13 protein-coding genes are annotated in these 16,468 nt (G+C 68.3%); 6 read left to right on the top strand and 7 right to left on the bottom strand.

Annotated elements, in window-relative coordinates; translation table 11 throughout:
• Positions 1 to 11: 11 nt before the first annotated feature.
• A complete protein-coding gene (locus tag ACIOU8_RS09705; RefSeq protein WP_400788557.1) occupies positions 12 to 1,247 on the top strand; it encodes an acyl-CoA dehydrogenase family protein in 1,236 nt (411 codons plus the stop codon).
• A gap of 24 nt (positions 1,248 to 1,271) precedes the next feature.
• On the opposite strand, the gene ACIOU8_RS09700 is transcribed toward ACIOU8_RS09705, so the two are convergent.
• Positions 1,272 to 1,757: a hypothetical protein gene (locus tag ACIOU8_RS09700; protein WP_400788555.1), complete on the bottom strand. Its 486-nt coding sequence runs from the start codon at positions 1,755 to 1,757 to the stop codon at positions 1,272 to 1,274.
• Between the two features lie 41 nt (positions 1,758 to 1,798).
• Between ACIOU8_RS09700 and ACIOU8_RS09695 the strand changes: the two genes are divergently transcribed.
• Together ACIOU8_RS09695 and ACIOU8_RS09690 are read left to right on the top strand one after the other, a co-directional pair.
• A complete protein-coding gene (locus tag ACIOU8_RS09695) occupies positions 1,799 to 3,250 on the top strand; it encodes a phytoene desaturase family protein (protein WP_400788553.1) in 1,452 nt (483 codons plus the stop codon).
• Positions 3,251 to 3,302: 52 nt separating this feature from the next.
• Positions 3,303 to 4,346, top strand: coding sequence for an ATP-dependent DNA ligase (locus ACIOU8_RS09690; RefSeq protein ID WP_400788551.1), 1,044 nt, complete (start codon positions 3,303 to 3,305; stop codon positions 4,344 to 4,346).
• A 3-nt stretch (positions 4,347 to 4,349) separates the two neighbouring features.
• Here the strand turns inward: ACIOU8_RS09690 and ligD are convergent, their stop codons facing one another.
• The 4 genes from ligD to ACIOU8_RS09670 form a co-directional block, all read right to left on the bottom strand.
• Entirely contained in the window at positions 4,350 to 5,402 is a 1,053-nt protein-coding gene (ligD, locus tag ACIOU8_RS09685; RefSeq protein WP_400788549.1) for a non-homologous end-joining DNA ligase, read from the bottom strand.
• A gap of 40 nt (positions 5,403 to 5,442) precedes the next feature.
• Complete coding sequence (locus tag ACIOU8_RS09680) at positions 5,443 to 6,588, bottom strand: SseB family protein (protein WP_400788546.1); 1,146 nt, start codon at positions 6,586 to 6,588, stop codon at positions 5,443 to 5,445.
• 26 nt (positions 6,589 to 6,614) lie between these two features.
• Positions 6,615 to 9,080 (bottom strand): ATP-dependent helicase, encoded by a 2,466-nt coding sequence (locus ACIOU8_RS09675; protein ID WP_400788543.1) that lies wholly within the window; start codon positions 9,078 to 9,080, stop codon positions 6,615 to 6,617.
• A gap of 155 nt (positions 9,081 to 9,235) precedes the next feature.
• Entirely contained in the window at positions 9,236 to 12,076 is a 2,841-nt protein-coding gene (locus ACIOU8_RS09670; protein WP_400788541.1) for a lamin tail domain-containing protein, read from the bottom strand.
• 202 nt (positions 12,077 to 12,278) lie between these two features.
• Between ACIOU8_RS09670 and ACIOU8_RS09665 the strand changes: the two genes are divergently transcribed.
• Complete coding sequence (locus tag ACIOU8_RS09665) at positions 12,279 to 12,674, top strand: YccF domain-containing protein (protein WP_241794654.1); 396 nt, start codon at positions 12,279 to 12,281, stop codon at positions 12,672 to 12,674.
• A gap of 9 nt (positions 12,675 to 12,683) precedes the next feature.
• Here the strand turns inward: ACIOU8_RS09665 and ACIOU8_RS09660 are convergent, their stop codons facing one another.
• Positions 12,684 to 13,670, bottom strand: a complete 987-nt coding sequence (locus ACIOU8_RS09660; RefSeq protein ID WP_400788538.1) for a glycerophosphodiester phosphodiesterase family protein — start codon at positions 13,668 to 13,670, stop codon at positions 12,684 to 12,686.
• Between the two features lie 87 nt (positions 13,671 to 13,757).
• Between ACIOU8_RS09660 and ACIOU8_RS09655 the strand changes: the two genes are divergently transcribed.
• Together ACIOU8_RS09655 and ACIOU8_RS09650 are read left to right on the top strand one after the other, a co-directional pair.
• On the top strand, positions 13,758 to 14,669 hold the full coding sequence (locus tag ACIOU8_RS09655; protein WP_290159652.1) for a Bax inhibitor-1/YccA family protein: 912 nt from the start codon (positions 13,758 to 13,760) through the stop codon (positions 14,667 to 14,669).
• A 157-nt stretch (positions 14,670 to 14,826) separates the two neighbouring features.
• Positions 14,827 to 15,099 carry a GlsB/YeaQ/YmgE family stress response membrane protein gene (locus tag ACIOU8_RS09650; RefSeq protein ID WP_400788535.1) on the top strand — a complete coding sequence of 91 codons (273 nt, stop codon included), beginning with the start codon at positions 14,827 to 14,829 and terminating at the stop codon, positions 15,097 to 15,099.
• 78 nt (positions 15,100 to 15,177) lie between these two features.
• Here ACIOU8_RS09650 and ACIOU8_RS09645 read toward each other — a convergent pair whose 3' ends face one another.
• Positions 15,178 to 16,467, bottom strand: a complete 1,290-nt coding sequence (locus ACIOU8_RS09645) for an RNA polymerase sigma factor (protein WP_400788533.1) — start codon at positions 16,465 to 16,467, stop codon at positions 15,178 to 15,180.
• Position 16,468: the final 1 nt, after the last annotated feature.

Raw genomic sequence — 16,468 nt, 5'->3', positions numbered from 1 at the left:
AAGGAGTCACCATGAGCACCGCAGCCTCCCCCCTGCCCGGCGAGCGTGTCTCGTCGTACGACATCACCGGACGACAGGACAGCGACTACTACGCCGTCTTCGCCGACATCCCCGAGGCCGATCGCGCTGCCTGGGATCGTGCCAAGGCGTACATCGACGAGGTCGGCCCGCAGATGGCGGATGCCTGGGACCGTGCCGAGTACCCGCTCGACGCCGCCCGCCGCATGGGCGAGATGGATCTGGTCGTCGACGGCATCGAGCATCCGTCCCTCACTCACCTCTCCCCTCTCGCTGCGGGGCTCGTCAACATGGAGATCTCCCGCGGCGACGGGTCGCTCGGCACCGTGCTCGCCGTGCAGGGAGGGCTCGCACTGCGCACTCTCGCGCTCTTCGGTTCACCCGAGCAGCAGGAGAAGTGGCTGACGGCGCTCGCCGACAGCTCAGTCTTCGGCTCCTTCGCACTCACCGAGCCCGACCACGGGTCGGACTCCGTCTCGCTCGAGACCGTCGCACGCCGCGATGGCGACGAATGGGTCATCCGCGGGGCGAAGAAGTGGATCGGCAACGGCGCCTCTGGCGGCATCACGTTCGTGTGGGCCCGCGTCGACGACGAGACTGCGGCCGAGCACGGCGCCGTGCGGTGTTTCCTCGTCGAACAGGACACCCCCGGATACACCGGGACACCGATCCGCGGCAAGGCATCTCTCCGCGCCATCCACCAGGCGCACATCGTGCTCGACGACGTGCGGGTGCCGCTGGACTCCGTGCTGCCGGGGACGAAGAGCTTCAAGGACGCCTCGGTCGTGCTCTACGCGACCCGTTCGGGCGTCGCCTGGTCGGCGCTCGGTCACGCCACCGCCTGCTATGAGGCCGCGCTCGCCTACTCGACGCAGCGCATCCAGTTCGGCAAGCCGCTGGCCAAGTTCCAGATGGTGCAGGAGCGTCTCACCCACATGCTCGAGGACCTCACCGCGATGCAGCTCTACTGCCGCCGCCTCGCAGACCTCGAGACCGCGGGCGAGCTGCGCCCCACGCAGGCGTCACTGGCGAAGTTCCACAACACGCGCGCGGCACGGCGCGTGGCGTCCATCGCCCGCGATCTGCTCGGCGGCAACGGCATCCTGCTCGAGAACGGCGTGATGCAGCACATGGCCGACATCGAGGCGATCCACACCTACGAAGGCACCGAGAGCGTGCAGGCCCTGCTGCTCGGACGCGACATCACCGGGATGAGCGCCTTCGCCTGACCTGACGGTCAGCGACCGCGGGGGTCAGTCGCAGCCGCAACCCCCGGCAGGCGTCTTGACCATGAAGCAGACGTCGCACACACCGTAGTCGCGCTCGCTCGTCTTCGTCGCACGCTCGGCCTTCGGCGCCGCCGCGACTCGAGGAGTCGTGGTGCGCTTCGCCTTGACCGGAGCGATAGGTCGGAACTCGCTCGGGTGCGTCACGAAGAAGTACGGGGCACGGCCCTCGCTCGGCCGCAGACGCAGGGGCGTCGAGCCGACGACGACGACCTCGTCTTCGGCGAAGCCGTTGGTGTAGGTCTTGCCGATGTGCAGCGAGGCTCCCTCGCCGCGGCGGATCGCCTCGATGTAGCGGCCTCGGTCGATGTAGGACGAGATGCCGACGGCATCCGTGATCGCCGTGATGAACTCATGGTTGTCTTCGGCGATGCGGTGCGCTCGGAGCGCCTCCGCGAGGGTTCGGTACGGACGGGAGTTGCCTGTGGGGGTCGGGCCCTGAACTTCATTCATTTCCTCAAGGATCTCACGCCCGGGCATGGAAGACTGGCCGAATGGCACGCGCGACGATCATCGGCTCCGGACCGAACGGCCTGGCGGCCGCCGTGACCCTCGCCCGTGCGGGCTACGAGGTGCGCGTCCTCGAAGCGGCGGACACCATCGGCGGCGGAGTCCGCACCGCCGAGTCGACCCTCTCCGGCTTCCACCACGATGTCTGCGCCGCGGTGCATCCGGCTGCACTCTCGTCGCCGTTCTTCCAGGCGTTCGGCCTCGCCGAGCGGGTCGACTGGATCCTTCCCGACATCTCCTACGCGCACCCGCTCGACGGCGGCAGAGCCGGCATCGCGTGGCGCGACATAGAGCGCACCGCGGCGGCGCTCGGCACCGACGAGCGCGCCTGGCTGTCGCTGCTGCGCCCGCTCAGCAGGCATGTCGAGGGTGTCGTCGACTTCACCGGCAACCAGATGCTCCGGGTTCCCCACGAGCCGATCACGGCTCTCCGATTCGCGCTGCGGATGCTCGAGCAGGGCACCCCCCTGGCCCGCCGCGCGTTCCGCACCGAGGAGGCCGCCGGCCTGATGGCGGGCGTCCTGGCGCACGCGAACACTCCTCTCCCCTCCCTCGCGGGCGCCGCCGCCGGGCTGCTGCTGGCCGCGCAGGCGCACGCCGGGGGATGGATGTACCCGCGAGGCGGCGCGCAGAATATCGCCGACAGCATGGTCGCCGACATCGAGGCGCATGGCGGAGCCGTCGAATCAGGCGCCCACATCGCAGACCTGGCATCCCTCGATTGGGGAGACCCCGCTCGCGGCGACCTTCTGATGCTGAACACGTCTCCCCGGCTCACCCTCACCCATCCCGACATCCCCGCGTCGTATGCGCGGGCGATCCGCAGCTATCGCTACGGCCCGGCCGCCGCGAAGGTCGACTTCGCTCTCGACGGACCGATTCCCTGGACCAACTCCGAGGTCGGGCAATCGCCCACCGTGCACATCGGCGGGTCGGCGGCCGAGATCTGGGAGAGCGAGAACGACGTCGCCCGAGGTCGCATCAACGATCGACCCTATGTGCTGTCCGTGCAACCGTCGGTCTTCGATCCGAGCCGAGCCCCCGAGGGCAAGGCGGTGCTGTGGGCGTACATCCATGTGCCGCTGGGTTCCGACCTCGACGCCACCGAACTCATCACCAGTCAGGTCGAACGGTTCGCGCCCGGATTCCGCGACCTCATCCTCGCGCACCACTCGGTGCCCGCGTCGTCGCGCGAGGCGGTGAATCCGTCCGAGATCGGCGGCGACATCCTGGGCGGTGCCTTCACCATCCCTCAGGCGCTGCGCAGACCAGTGCTCGGCACGGCCCCCTGGCGCATGCCGATGCACGGCGTGTATCTCGCTTCGGCATCGACCCCACCGGGGCCGGGGGTCAACGGCATGGCCGGATGGCACGCTGCCCGAACGGCGCTGAAGGATGCGGGCACCCGCGTCTCGCTCGGCGATCTGTTCGGCTGACAGTCCCGAAGTCCCCCTTCTGCCGCAGCGCCGCCGACGCCAGGATGGACCCATGCGCTACGAGATCCCCTCCCCGATGCTGGCGAAGGCGGCAGCATCCGTTCCGGACCCGGCGAAGTCCACCGGCGGGCTGCTGTTCGAGCCCAAGTGGGACGGATTCCGAGGGCTCATCGCCTGGGACGGTGACAGCGTAGAGATCGGCTCCCGCGGAGCGAAGCCGCTGACCAGGTACTTTCCCGAGCTCGTCGAAGCGATCCCTCGGCTGCTGCCTGGCCCATGCGTGCTCGACGGAGAGATCGTCGTCGCGACCGGGTCGGCGGGCGCTCAGCGACTCGACTGGGAGGCGCTGAGCCAGCGCATCCACCCGGCAGCCTCACGGGTCACCAGGCTGGCGGCGGAGACGCCGGCGATGTTCATCGCGTTCGATCTGCTGGCAGTCGACGACGAAGACCTGCTGAGCACCCCGTTCGCCGAGCGGCGCGAGCGCCTGGAACGGCTGATGGCCGGAGTCGGGCATCCCCTGCACATCACGCGCACCACGCGCGATCGTGACGCGGCCGTGCAATGGCTCGCCGAGTTCGAGGGGGCAGGACTCGACGGAGTGGTCGCCAAGCCGCTCGATCAGCCGTACGCGCCGGGCAAGCGCACACTCGTCAAGATCAAGCACGCCCGCACGGCCGACGTGGTCGCGCTCGGATACCGGGTGCACAGATCGGGATCGGGGGTCGGGTCGCTGCTCGTGGGCCTCTACGATTCCGACGGCATGTTGCGACAGGTCGGCGGCGTGGCCGCGTGGAGCGATGTGCGCCGCAGGGAACTCGTCGAGGAGCTCGCCCCGCTGGTGGAGCGCGACCAAGCGGGTGATGCCGTCACCGGAGAGGGCGAGCGCTCGCGCTTCAGCGGATCCAAGGACGTGTCCTTCGTGCGGTTGCGACCGGAGCTCGTGCTCGAGGTCCGCTACGACCAGCTCGAGGGTTCGCGATTCCGGCATACCGTGCAGTTCGAGCGCTGGCGGCCCGACCGGGACGCCCGCTCGTGCACGTACGACCAGCTCGACACCGTGACCGGATACGACCTGGCCGAGGTGATCGGCTGAACCTCACTCGTCGATCGGGTCGCCGTTCGCGTCCCAGTTGGCCTCGACCTTCTTGCTGGGCTGCACACGCGGTGGCTCCCCCGGCATCTTCGGGAACTCGGGCGGGAACGACAGCTCGCCCAGGCCCGCCTCCTCGTCGCGCTCCCACCACTCGAGGAGTGTGTCGATGCGCCCCGGGTTGTCGTGCATGCCCGCCCAGGGATCACCGACCTCGTCGAGTCGGCGCGGGATGCTGCGCACCGTGAACGCGGCGGGGTCGAGGCCGTCGAGTTCGCCCCAGTGCACCGGTGTCGAGACCGTGGCTCCGGGGAGCGCACGAGGACTGTAGGCACCGGCCATCGTGCGGTCCCGATTCGCCTGATTGAAGTCGATGAAGACCCGCTCCCCCCGTTCCTCCTTCCACCAGCTCATCGTCACCTGCTCGGGCGTCCGACGCTCCAGCTCTCGGCCGGCGGCGATCACGGCGTGCCGCACCTCGAGGAACTCGTGCGTCGGTTCGATCGGGGCGAACACGTGCAGCCCCCGGTTGCCACTGGTCTTCACGAATGCGTCGAGGCCGACCTCGCCGAGCACCTCTCGCAGCGCGTGCGCGGCGCGGACGGCATCGGCGAAACCCGTTCCCGGTTGCGGATCGAGGTCGATCCGCAGCTCCACCGGGTTGTCGGGGTCGGAGGCGAGCGACGCCCACGGGTGGAACACGATCGTGTTCATCTGCGCTGCCCAGACGATCGCGCTGGGTCGGTTGAGCACGATCTGCGGATGCCGTCGCCCACTGTTGTAGGTCACCGTGACGGCGTCGACATAGTCCGGCGTGCCCTTGGGCGGGTTCTTCGAGAAGAAGCCGTCGCTGCCGATCCCATCGCGGAAGCGCTCGAGCGAGACGGGACGGTTGCCGTTCGCCGCGAGGAACGGAGCGCTGACGCGCTGGAAGTACTCCGCGAGCTCGGCCTTCGTGATGCCGTCCTTCGGCCACACCACCCTGTTCGGGCTGGAGAGCATGACTTCGCGCTCCCCATCAGGATCGATGACGGTCAGGGGCACGCGTTCTGAGGCCATGCTCCGACCCTAGGGGGCGGGTGCGACGCGCGGAAGGCCGTCAGTCGTCGATGTCGATCGCCAGGATCAGCACGGAGGTGAGCGCGTCGCGCTCGACCACGACGCTGGGCCCGGCCGGGTCGATGATGACGCCGGCCATGTCGATGTGGCTGGACAGGATCTTCGCCAGCTGCAGAGGCTCGAACGGCAGCGGTCGGTCGCCACGACCGAGCGCGAGCACCTCGAGTGGATGCGAGAACAGCTGGAGGAACCGCTTGCCGTCAGGAGTCTGCGCCTCGGCGATGCCGACCTGTCCTCCGGGGTTGCCCTCATTGACAGCGACCCACATGCGCTTCGTCGCCAGCGCCTCGCCGACCTTCGAGGCGGTGTCCTGTTCGCGCGGGGCGGCGATGAGCGACTTGACGGTCATGTCGACATCCGCCTGATCGAGGGCCTTCTGCAGCAGCTCGGTCGGGAACACCACGCGGTGCGGGGCGGAGGCGTTGTCGACGATGAGGCCTGCGAAATCTCCGGAGACGACCTGCTGCAGAACCGAGGTGACGGGTTGGGCGACGGCCGAGGTCGCCGTAGGATCCTTCTCGAGCTGCACGGAGTCGCGCACCGCGGCGGCCGAGCTGAACGCCAGCATGAACTGCCGCTCGCCATCGCGCACCACCGCGACCGCGAGGGGCTTGCCCTCGCTGATCTGCGCACGAGCATCGCCGTTCACGCGGATGTACATGTGGCCCTGCAGCGCCTGGCGGAGAACACCGAGAAGCTGCTCGTTGGTCGCGCCCTGCTCGACCTCTTTGAGCGATTCGCGCAGCAGGACGTTGTCCTTCATGCCCGCGACGGTCTCGGTCTGCTCGGGCGGCAGAGCAGGTGCCAGTGGGAGCTTGCGCTCGGGCTCGGCCACGGGCGCAGCGGGAGCAGGCGCGGTGGTCGGTGCAGCGGTCGGCGCAGTGGTCGGTGCGGCTGCGGCGGGAGTCGCGTCAGGATCGGGCAGCTCGACCTCGGGTCCGGCCTGCGCGCCGACACCGCGGAACGCCTGCACGGAGATCCCGATGGTGGGCGTGACCTCGGTGGCTTCGGAGGGTGCCTCCGCGGCCTTCGGAGCGTCGACGGTGGATTCCGCGGTCTCGGTCTCGGTCTGGTCGGCGACGACATCGTCGTCGGCGGACTTCTTGCGGCGGGAGAACAGGGCCATATCAGCCAGCCTAACCCGCCACCGGGCTAGATCTTCTCGATCGGCGCGACCTTGATCAACAGCTTCTTCTGGCCGGCGGAATCGAAGCGCACGTGCGCGATGCGCTTGGCCCCCTCTCCCGTCACCGCGTCGACTCTTCCCTCACCGAAGTCCGAGTGGCGGATGCGATCGCCGGCGGTGAGCTCGAGATCGCCGTTGTCGCGCATCTTCGCCGTCACCCGGTTGGGGAACTTGTCCATCGCTGTCGACAACGGCTTGAGCGAGTCACGTCCTGGCAGCTGCTTCACGCCGAAGCGGTCGCTCGAGCCCGAGCCGCCGAACCCGCCACCCCGGCGAGCGTTGAGCGCGCGGGACTGCATGCCACCGCGGGAGTTGACGTCGCCCGGCGACTGGCGCCAGTCGATGAGCCCGGCGGGGATCTCCTGCAGGAAACGGCTGGGCATGGCGACCGAGACTTCTCCGAACTGCGCCCTGGTCATCGCCAGCGACAGGTGCAGACGCTTGCGTGCGCGGGTGATGCCCACGTAGAAGAGCCGACGTTCTTCCTGTGGGCCGCCCGGCTCGCCGGCCGAGATGCGGTGCGGGATGAGATCCTCTTCGACGCCGGTCACGAACACCGCGTCGTACTCGAGCCCCTTCGCGGTGTGCATCGTCATCAGGGACACCGAACCCGACTCGTCGTCGAGGTCGTCTGCGTCCGAGACGAGAGCGACCTCCGTCAGGAAGTCGACGATCGTCCCGTCGGGATTGTTCCTCGCGAAGTCCCGGGCGACCGCGACGAACTCGTCGAGGTTCTCGACACGCGCCTCATCCTGAGGGTCGCGGCTCGCGCGCAGCGCGTCGAGGTAGCCGCTCTTCGACAGCAGCACGCTGAGTCCGTCTGCGACGGCGGTGGGTGCGGGCACCTCGCCGGAGGCGGGGAGCATGATCTCGGTGGCTTCGGCCAGCACGGCGTCGAGCTGGGCGATGCCGGCCTGGATCTTCGGGCCGAAGCCCAGCTGCGCGGGCACGGACAGCGCCTGGCGGAAGGTGATGTCGTGCTCCTCGGCGAAGCGGGCGATCGCCGTCTCGGTGACATCGCCGATGCCGCGGCGGGGCTTGTTGAGGATGCGTCGCACCGCCATCTCGTCGGCGGGGTTCGCGACGGCGACCAGATAGGCGAGGGCGTCTTTGATCTCGGCACGCTCGTAGAACTTCGTGCCGCCCATGATCTTGTAGGGCACGGCCGAGCGGATGAAGATCTCTTCCAGGGCGCGGGACTGCGAGTTCGTGCGATAGAAGACCGCCATCTCGGAGTACGGCATCCCGGCACGGTGCAACGCCTCGACCTCGTCGGCCACGAACTGCGCCTCATCGTGCTGCGAGTACCCGGTGAAGCCGACGATCATGTCACCGTCGCCCTTGTCGCTCCAGAGCTTCTTGTCCTTGCGGTCGAAGTTGTTGCCGATCACGGCGTTCGCTGCGGAGAGGATGTTCTGGGTCGACCGGTAGTTCTGCTCGAGCAGCACGACGCGCGCACCGGGGAAGTCGCGCTCGAACTCGCTGATGTTGCGGATGTCGGCGCCGCGGAAGGCGTAGATCGACTGGTCGGAGTCACCCACCACGGTGAGCGAGGCTCCGCCCACCTGGGTCCCTGAGCCCGCCGAAGGGTCGGGTTCGAAGATCATCATGCCGTTGGAGGCATACGGGTCTGGGCTCTCGCCGGTCACCGGCCGCGTGAGCTCGTGGATGAGCGCGTATTGGGCGTGGTTCGTGTCCTGATACTCGTCGACGAGGACATGACGGAAACGACGACGGTAGGTGTCGGCGACCTGCGGGAACGCACGGAACAGGTGCACCGTCTGCCCGATCAGGTCGTCGAAGTCGAACGCGTTCGCCTTCTGCAGCTGACGTTGGTAGTCGGCGAACAGCTCGACGAAGATCCGCTCGGCCGGGTCGCTCATGTTCGCCTGACGCGCGTAGGCGTCGGCGTCCGACAGCTCGTTCTTGAGTTTCGAGATGCGGGACTGCACGGCACCGGGGGTGAGCCCGTAGGCGTCGGCCTCGTGCTGCTTGACCAGACGCTTGATCAGCGCGCGCGAGTCGCCCGAGTCGTAGATCGTGAACGACTTGGTGAACCCGAACTGCTGGGCCTCGCGCCGGAGGATCCGCACGCAGGCGGAGTGGAACGTCGAGATCCACATGCCCCGAGCGGCCTCGCCGACGATCGCCTCGACACGCTCGCGCATCTCACCGGCCGCCTTGTTGGTGAAGGTGATCGCGAGGATCTGGCTGGGCCAGGCCTCTCGTGCCCTCAGCAGAGAGGCGATGCGGCGGGTGAGCACGCTGGTCTTGCCCGAACCGGCGCCAGCCACGATCAGCAGCGCGGGTCCGCGATAGGTCACCGCCTCGAGCTGCTGCGGGTTGAGGCCGGCGAGGAGGTCGTCCTGTCCCTGCGCTCCGGTGGAGCGAGGGCCGACGGACCCGGGAACGATGAGGGGGGCTTCGGTCATGGCTCTACGAGTCTAGGCCGCGCCACCGACACTGCCGGCGGGACGGCGAGTGCGCAGAGACGATGAAGCGCCGACCGCGTTCGACGACTCCGCACGAAGACGGGCTGGTGCACGAGTCATCGTGCACCAGCCCGTCTTCGTGTCGATGCGTCGTATCAGGACGAGTGACGACGTCGGCGGGCGACCAGAGCGCCGGCGATGACGAGCATCAGCGCCAGGGCGATCATCGCAACCGGAACCTCGGAGCCGGTCGCAGCGAGCCCGCTCGGGGCAGTGACGCCGTTTCCGTCGCCCGGATTCGCGCCCGGGATCGCACCCGGGTTCTCACCAGGGTTCTCTCCCGGGGTCTCACCAGGGATCTCGCCCGGGATCTCTCCGGTCACGCCGGGGAGGGTGCCGACGCGCAGCGCCTTCGATGCGAAGCCGTCGGCGAACCACCAGACCGGCCGCTCGCCGTCGACCGACAGCGAGGCCGGAGCCGTCGCGAATCCCTCATTGTTGATGTCCGGCATTCCGGCGGGGCGGGCGAAGTGCGCGAGCCCCGGCTGAGCAGTGCCGTTCAGAGTGATCTGCGCCGACTGGCCCTGGCAGCCGTCATCGCAGACCGCCCACAGCACGTCGAGCACGCTGTCGTAGTCGAGTGCCATGACCCCGGTCAGCCCCGGGGCGATCTCCGAGACCACAGTCGCCTGGCCGTCGCCGCCGAGCGCGAACGCATACACGTGACCGTTGTCCTCGACCGCCACGAAGAAGAGACCGCCACCGTGGCCGGCATAGTCGGCAGGGTCATACGCCGTGCCGCTGTTGATGTCGAAGAGTGCGCCCTCGAGTGCGCTGTCGGGCACCCACTGCACCGCCTCCATGCCGAGGTTCGCTCCCACGTCCGGCAGCAGCGCGGTCAGATCCCACTCCTGCTCGGCGACGAGATCACCGGCGGAGGCCTCGGGATCGACCTTGAGGAGGATGTTCTGGTTCACGCCCTTGGCACTGTTGTCGCGCTCCGAGGCGACGTAGACCGCCCCCTCGCCGTCGACGGTGATGCCCTCGGTGTCGGGGCCGGCAGCGCCCGGATCCGAGGCATCCTTCTGGAACCGCACGCGCTTGCCTGATTCCCAACCGGGGATCTGCGAGAAGGAGCCGTCGGCGTGGGCCTCGAGCTTCCAGATGCGCCCATCGCCGTTGTCGACGGCCCAGAGGAACGATCCGTCGGCGGTCTCCTGCACATCGAGCCCCGAGCTGTCCTCGAGGAAGGTCGGAGCGGTGTCGAGCACCCGGACCTCGGCAGAGCCTGGCCACGGCGCGACCTCGATCTCTCCGGCACAGATGTTGGCCTCGCCCTTGGTGCTCTCCGCGGTGACGGCGAACGCTCCGGTCACGTCGGGGCAGCGCCCCCAGGTGGTCGCGGCGTGCCCTTCCCACGTGGTCGAATCAACGACCAGACCGTCGTCGAACAGGCGCACGGTGTCACCGCCTCCCAGGCCGAAGCCGAGATCGGCGCCCTCGATGACGAGATATCCGCCCGCACCGATCGTGGTGCCGGCCGGGATCGCGTAGGAGTGCGTGTCATCGTCGTCCTTCACGACGATGCCGGAGACGTCGAGGACGGATGCCGTCGGGTTGACGAGCTCGACCCAGTCGCCCGGCGAGCCGCCGTCGGACTCGACCTCGTTGATCCGCACCGCGTTGCCGCACGCGTTGGCCTGTCCCTTGGTCGACTCGGCGATGTCGATGAAGTCTCCGCTGCCGTCCGCGCAGCGGGCGAGGACGCCTGCCGCGTGTGCGTCGTACACGTGCTCATCGACGACGTTGAGGTTCGCGTCGCGCACCGTGGCCGTGTCGCCGTTGCCCAGGCCGAAGACGAAGTCCGTCGGCTGATCGAAGACGAAGTACGCACCCGGTTCGAGAACGGTTCCCGCCGGCAACGGCGTCGTTTCCGCGGCGTGACCGACCGGATCGCCGTCCATGAGCGTCCACCCTGAGATGTCGACCGCCGTGCTGCCGGAGTTCATGACCTCGACCCAGTCGGTCGCATCACCGTTGGACTCGATCTCGTTGATCACCACATCGGGCATCACGCAGGAGTTCGAGCCGCCCATGGTCGGGTGGGCCAGCACGAAGGCGCCCTCGCCGTCGGGGCAGCGCGCGAGAGTCGCCGCGATGGAGTCGCCGTCGATCGCGGCGTGCCCCTCCCAGGGAAGAGTGTCGTCGATCAGCGCGCCGCCGGCGTCGAACAACCGGATGCGGTCGGCGCTGCCGATCCCGATCGGATCGCGGAACGCGGTCTCGGCGCCGTCCACGAGGCCGATCGTGCCCTCCTCGACCACGAGGAACGCGCCTGCGGCGATCTGCGTTCCTGGCAGGAACTGCCAGCGGTGGTCGTCGGAGTTGTCGCGGATCTCATAGCCCGAGATGTCGAGTGCGGCGTCTCCGGAGTTGTAGAACTCGACCCAGTCCGCGGGCTGCGAATCGACCTCGTTGATGACTATCGAGCCGCCGAGAGGGGTGTCCGAGGCGAACACGTTGGCCGTGCCCTTCGTGGACTCGCTGGTCTCCGCCCACTCGACCGTGCCTGCGACCTCGCGGGCACCCCACGTGACCGCGGCGTGAGCAGTCCAGGAAGTCTCGTCGACGAGCGTCGCGCTCGGGTCGAACAGACGAACCTGGTCGTCCTTTCCGAGACCGAAGGTGAACCCGTCGACGCCGGAGCCCGCTTCATCGAGCACGAGGTGAGCGCCGGGTTCGACGAGCGTCCCTTCGGGGAACACATACGACTCGTCGTCGCCGTTGTCTCTGACGACGAAGCCGCTCAGATCGACGACGACGTCGGAGGTGTTGACGAACTCGATCCAGTCTCCGGGAACGCCCCCGCTGGATTCGACTTCGTTGATCCGGATGCCGAGTTCGGCTCCGGTCGCGGCGAGGGGCACGGCGAGCAGAGCGGCTGCGCTGAGCGCGCAGACCGTCGTGACCGCAGCCGCGGAATGCAGGCGGGACATGGGGCTCCTGGGGGAATCAGACGGGTACGACTCCACATCAGCGATGCCGCATGGCCGACGGACGACCCGCGGGTGCACGGATGGTGAACGCCCGGTGGCGGTTCACCGTCGGCCCGAAGCGCGGCCGCCCGACGGACGGGATCGCCTCCCGCGGCCAGCACCGACCCGGCAGACGCCCAGCCGCCGATGCGAGAATCGGGCGGTGCGCACGATCCTCAACATCATCTGGCTGATCTTCGCCGGCCTCGGTCTCTTCCTCGGCTACATGCTGGCGGGCATCCTGCTGTGCATCCCGATCGTGACGATCCCCTGGGCCATCGCCTCGTTCCGCATCGCCCGCTACGCGATCTGGCCGTTCGGACGGGAGATCGTCAGCAAGCCGACCTCCGGAGTCGGCTCGTTCCTCGGCAACGTGCTCTGGGTGATCCTCGCGGGCTGGTGGCTGGCCATCGGCCACATCGTCTCGGGCCTTCTGCTCTGCGTCACGATCATCGGCATCCCGATGGGCATCGCCGACTTCAAGATGGTGCCCGTCTCGCTGATGCCGCTCGGCAAGGAGATCGTGTCGCGTCGAGGCGCGTTCGACCGCACCCTCTGAGCGAAGGCCTCAACTGCGGAAGAAGCTGACGCCGAGATCGGGGTGGTCGACGAACACCCCATCGACGCCGGTGCGGGCGATCACGTCCCACTCCGCCTCGTAGTCGCCGTAGGCGTTCTTGCCGCCCGCTCCGCGGAACTCCGCCGAGAGGAAGGCGTTCTCGGGTCGGCACGTCCACGTGAAGACCGTGAGTCCTCGGGCATGAGCGTCGGCGACGATCGTGTTTCCGGCGGCGAGCAGCATCCGCTTGTTCACGCTGATGCCGTCGACCTGACCGACCAGTCCGTCGAGGCCGTGCGGAGTGACCGTGGCCCTGTAGGTCAGCGCCTGTGTGCCCCGCGCGACCAGAAGGTCGTAGGGGCGCCCCGAGGCCTCGATCAGGTAGATGTAGGAGGCGGCGATCCCCCGCGCCTTGAGCTCGCCGAGGATCGTCGACTCGAAGCACTCGATGATGAGCGGAAGCTCGCCGTCGGCCCACCCGGCGGCTCGCAGATCGCGCTCGATCAGTGGCGCCAGATCGAGGCCGATGCTCGCGAAGTAGGTCGCGTGCTTGACCTCGAGGACGACGCCGATCTCCCGCCCGTGCTCGATCGACCCGTCGCGCACGATGTCGAGCACGTCGGTGAGCCGCAGGATGGCCTGCGAGCCGTTGAAGGTCGCGCTCGAGAGCCGCACTTCGGGCAGCCGTTCGCGGCTGCGCAGCGTCGACAGCTCATCCCACGTGAAGTCCTCGGTGAACCATCCGGTTAATGCCTGGCCGTCGACGCGCTTGGTCGTCTTGCGATCCGCGAACTCCGGATGATCGGCGACGTCGGTGGTGCCGGAGATCTCGTTCTCGTGCCGCACGATGAGCACGCCGTCCTTCGTGGCGACGACGTCGGGCTCGACCGCATCCACCCCCATCGCGAGAGCGAGCTCGTACGACGAGCGACTGTGTTCCGGACGGTAGCCGGGCGCACCGCGATGCCCGATCACGAGAGGCGATTTCCTGGGCACGCTCTCAGCGTAGGACACCCTGATGACCCTGTATTCCGGGTATCGTGGAGGAAAGCGACCTACAACCACTTTGGAGTAAGGCCCACCATGAGCAACTTCGCCTTCAACAACCCGGCGTTCCAGCAGCAGGACCCGCGAAACGTCGCGACCTACCCGGGTGCCCCGCAGGGCGCTCAGGGTGCGCAGGCCGCGTCGTTCCAGCACGGCACGATGGATGCCGCCGCGAACGCGCAGCTGGAGGGCATGTACGCCGCTCCCCCGGCCGGCGCTATCGAGACCGACCGCATGTCCGTCGAGGACACCGTCTGGAAGACCGCCGGACTTTTCGCCATCCTGCTCGTCACCGCGGCCGTCGGCTGGGTGTGGACGCTCGGCGGCCTGGAGCGCAACCCCTACCAGGGTGTCTCGATGATGCCGTGGATCATCGGCGCACTCGGCGGTTTCGTTCTCGCCATGGTGATCACGTTCACCTCCCGCAAGAAGGTCCGCCCCGCACTGATCTTCGCCTACGCGGCCTTCGAGGGTCTCTTCGTCGGTGGCATCTCGGCGTTCTTCGAGGCCATCTGGCCCGGCATCGTCATCCAGGCGACCCTCGCGACCGTCTCGGTCGTCGGAGTCACCCTGGCGCTCTTCGCGAGCGGCAAGATCCGCGCCTCGAAGAAGGCCACCAAGATCTTCATGATCGCCATGGTCGGCTACCTCGTCTTCTCGCTCCTCAACCTCGTCCTGATGTGGACAGGCGTCCTGCCCCAGGGCCAGGCCTTCGGTCTGTACAGCGCGGAGATCATGGGCATCCCGCTCGGCCTGATCATCGGCGTCCTCGTCGTCATCATGGCGGCCTACTCGCTGGTGCTGGACTTCGACCAGATCCAGCAGGGCGTCCGCAACGGCGCTCCCCGCAAGTACGGCTGGCTCGGCGCCTTCGGCATCATGGTCACAGTCGTCTGGCTCTACGTCGAGATCCTGCGGATGATCGCGATCATCCGCGGCAGCAACTGACGCGAATCACTGAAAGAGGCCCGTCTCCCTGGGGAGGCGGGCCTCTTCGCATACCTGAGGGTCTCAGCGCAAGGGGTTGGCTGATAATCAGCTGGGAGGGCACCATGGATCACACGAGCCCTGGCACCCCGGGGCTCACGAAACAAAGGAGCTGAACATGAGCTTTCTCGGATTCCTTCTTCTCGGCCTCATCGCCGGAGCAATCGCGAAGCTGATCCTGCCCGGAAAGCAGGGCGGCGGATGGCTCATCACGCTGCTGCTCGGCGTCGTTGGCGCACTGCTGGGTGGCTGGCTCGGTTCCGCCATCTTTAACGTCGACATGGGCGGATTCTTCGATATCCGTTCCTGGCTCCTCGCCATCGGCGGCTCGATCGTCGTGCTGCTGATCTACGGTCTGATCGTCGGACGCGGCAGCAAGGCCCGCAGCTGACACACCGCAATACCTGAACCGCCCTCCTCTCCAGCGTCGCTGGCGAGGAGGGCGGTTCTCTGCATACCGGTATCGTGCTCAGCGCTCGTCGGCCTTCGCCCGCAGCAGAGCCCGCTCTCGATCGTTGCCCGCGAGCGACGCGGCCACGGCGAACTCGCTGCGAGCTTCGTCGTCACGCCCGAGCCGCAGCAGCAGCTCGGCCCGTGTGGCGGGAAGCAGGTGGTATCCGGCCAGGGCGCCCGAGGATGCGAGCCGGTCGATGATCTGCAGAGCGGAAGCCGGCCCCGTCGCCATCGCGACGGCCGCCGCACGATTGAGCTCGACGACCGGCGACGGCGCGATGCGGCCGAGCGCCTCATACAGGACGACGATGCGATCCCAGTCTGTCTCGTCGATCGATGCGGCGACCGCGTGACATTCGGCGATGGCGGCCTGAAGACCGTAGGACCCACGACCTGTGCCGAGAGCATCCGCGGTGCCCAAGGCCGCGCGCCCGCGAGCGATGCGGCCGCGGTCCCAGCGACGTCGGTCCTGATCGGCGAGCAGCACGGGGTCGCCGTGCGTGTCCACCCGGGCGGGGAACCGTGCGGCGGTGAGCTCCATGAGGGCGACGAGGCTGTGCGCGTCACGCTCGCGCGGCATCAGAGCCGCCAGCACGCGTGCGAGCCGGATCGCCTCGAGGCTCAGCTCAGATCGCATCCAGTCGGGCCCACTGCTGGCCGCGTGGCCCTCGTTGAAGATCAGGTACAGCACGCCCAGGATCGCCCCCAGCCGCGCCGTGTGCTCTTCGCGCGGCGGCATCTCAAAGGGTACGTTCGCCGCGGCGAGGGTCTTCTTGGCCCGCACGATGCGCTGCTGCACGGTCGCCGTCGGCACGAGGAAGGCCCGGGCGATCTCCTCGGTCGACAGGCCACCCACGACGCGCAGGGTCAGGGCGACCTGAGCCTCGCGTGAGAGCACCGGGTGGCACGAGATGAAGATCAGGCGGAGCACGTCATCGTCGACGGCATCCGGATCCCATGGCGGTGCGTCCGCCGCCTCTGCCTGCTCCCGCTCGAGGTCGTGGCCGAGCACGGCCATTCGAGCGTCCAGCCGTTCTCGCCGGCGCCAGCCATCGATCGCCTTGCGCTTCGCGACTGCCGTGAGCCACGCTGCCCCGTTGCGCGGCACTCCGTCGACAGGCCACTGCTGCAGGGCATCCAGCAGAGCCTCCTGAGCGAGGTCCTCTGCGAGGCCGAAGTCACCGACCACACGCGTGAGCGTCGCGACGATCTTCGCCGACTCGATGCGCCACACGGCGGCGACGGCTCGCCGCGCACCCTCGTCGGGTGCGGAGCGAGCCGCCTCGCGGTGCCGAGAGTCGGTCATC

Source organism: Microbacterium sp. NPDC087589, from assembly GCF_044743635.1.
In the GTDB taxonomy this organism is placed as follows: Bacteria; Actinomycetota; Actinomycetes; order Actinomycetales; family Microbacteriaceae; genus Microbacterium.
This window is presented reverse-complemented; position numbering and strand designations above follow the sequence as displayed.

Bases quoted from the DNA above. Each gene is read 5' to 3' on its own strand.
- ACIOU8_RS09705 (WP_400788557.1), top strand. From the start codon at position 12: ATGAGCACCGCAGCCTCCCCCCTGCCCGGCGAGCGTGTCTCGTCGTAC.
- ligD (WP_400788549.1), bottom strand. From the start codon at position 5,402: ATGGCCTCAGAACGCGTGCCCCTGACCGTCATCGATCCTGATGGGGAG.
- ACIOU8_RS09650 (WP_400788535.1), top strand. From the start codon at position 14,827: ATGAGCTTTCTCGGATTCCTTCTTCTCGGCCTCATCGCCGGAGCAATC.
- ACIOU8_RS09690 (WP_400788551.1), top strand. From the start codon at position 3,303: ATGCGCTACGAGATCCCCTCCCCGATGCTGGCGAAGGCGGCAGCATCC.
- ACIOU8_RS09695 (WP_400788553.1), top strand. From the start codon at position 1,799: ATGGCACGCGCGACGATCATCGGCTCCGGACCGAACGGCCTGGCGGCC.
- ACIOU8_RS09670 (WP_400788541.1), bottom strand. From the start codon at position 12,076: ATGTCCCGCCTGCATTCCGCGGCTGCGGTCACGACGGTCTGCGCGCTC.
- ACIOU8_RS09700 (WP_400788555.1), bottom strand. From the start codon at position 1,757: ATGAATGAAGTTCAGGGCCCGACCCCCACAGGCAACTCCCGTCCGTAC.
- ACIOU8_RS09645 (WP_400788533.1), bottom strand. From the start codon at position 16,467: ATGACCGACTCTCGGCACCGCGAGGCGGCTCGCTCCGCACCCGACGAG.
- ACIOU8_RS09655 (WP_290159652.1), top strand. From the start codon at position 13,758: ATGAGCAACTTCGCCTTCAACAACCCGGCGTTCCAGCAGCAGGACCCG.
- ACIOU8_RS09675 (WP_400788543.1), bottom strand. From the start codon at position 9,080: ATGACCGAAGCCCCCCTCATCGTTCCCGGGTCCGTCGGCCCTCGCTCC.
- ACIOU8_RS09680 (WP_400788546.1), bottom strand. From the start codon at position 6,588: ATGGCCCTGTTCTCCCGCCGCAAGAAGTCCGCCGACGACGATGTCGTC.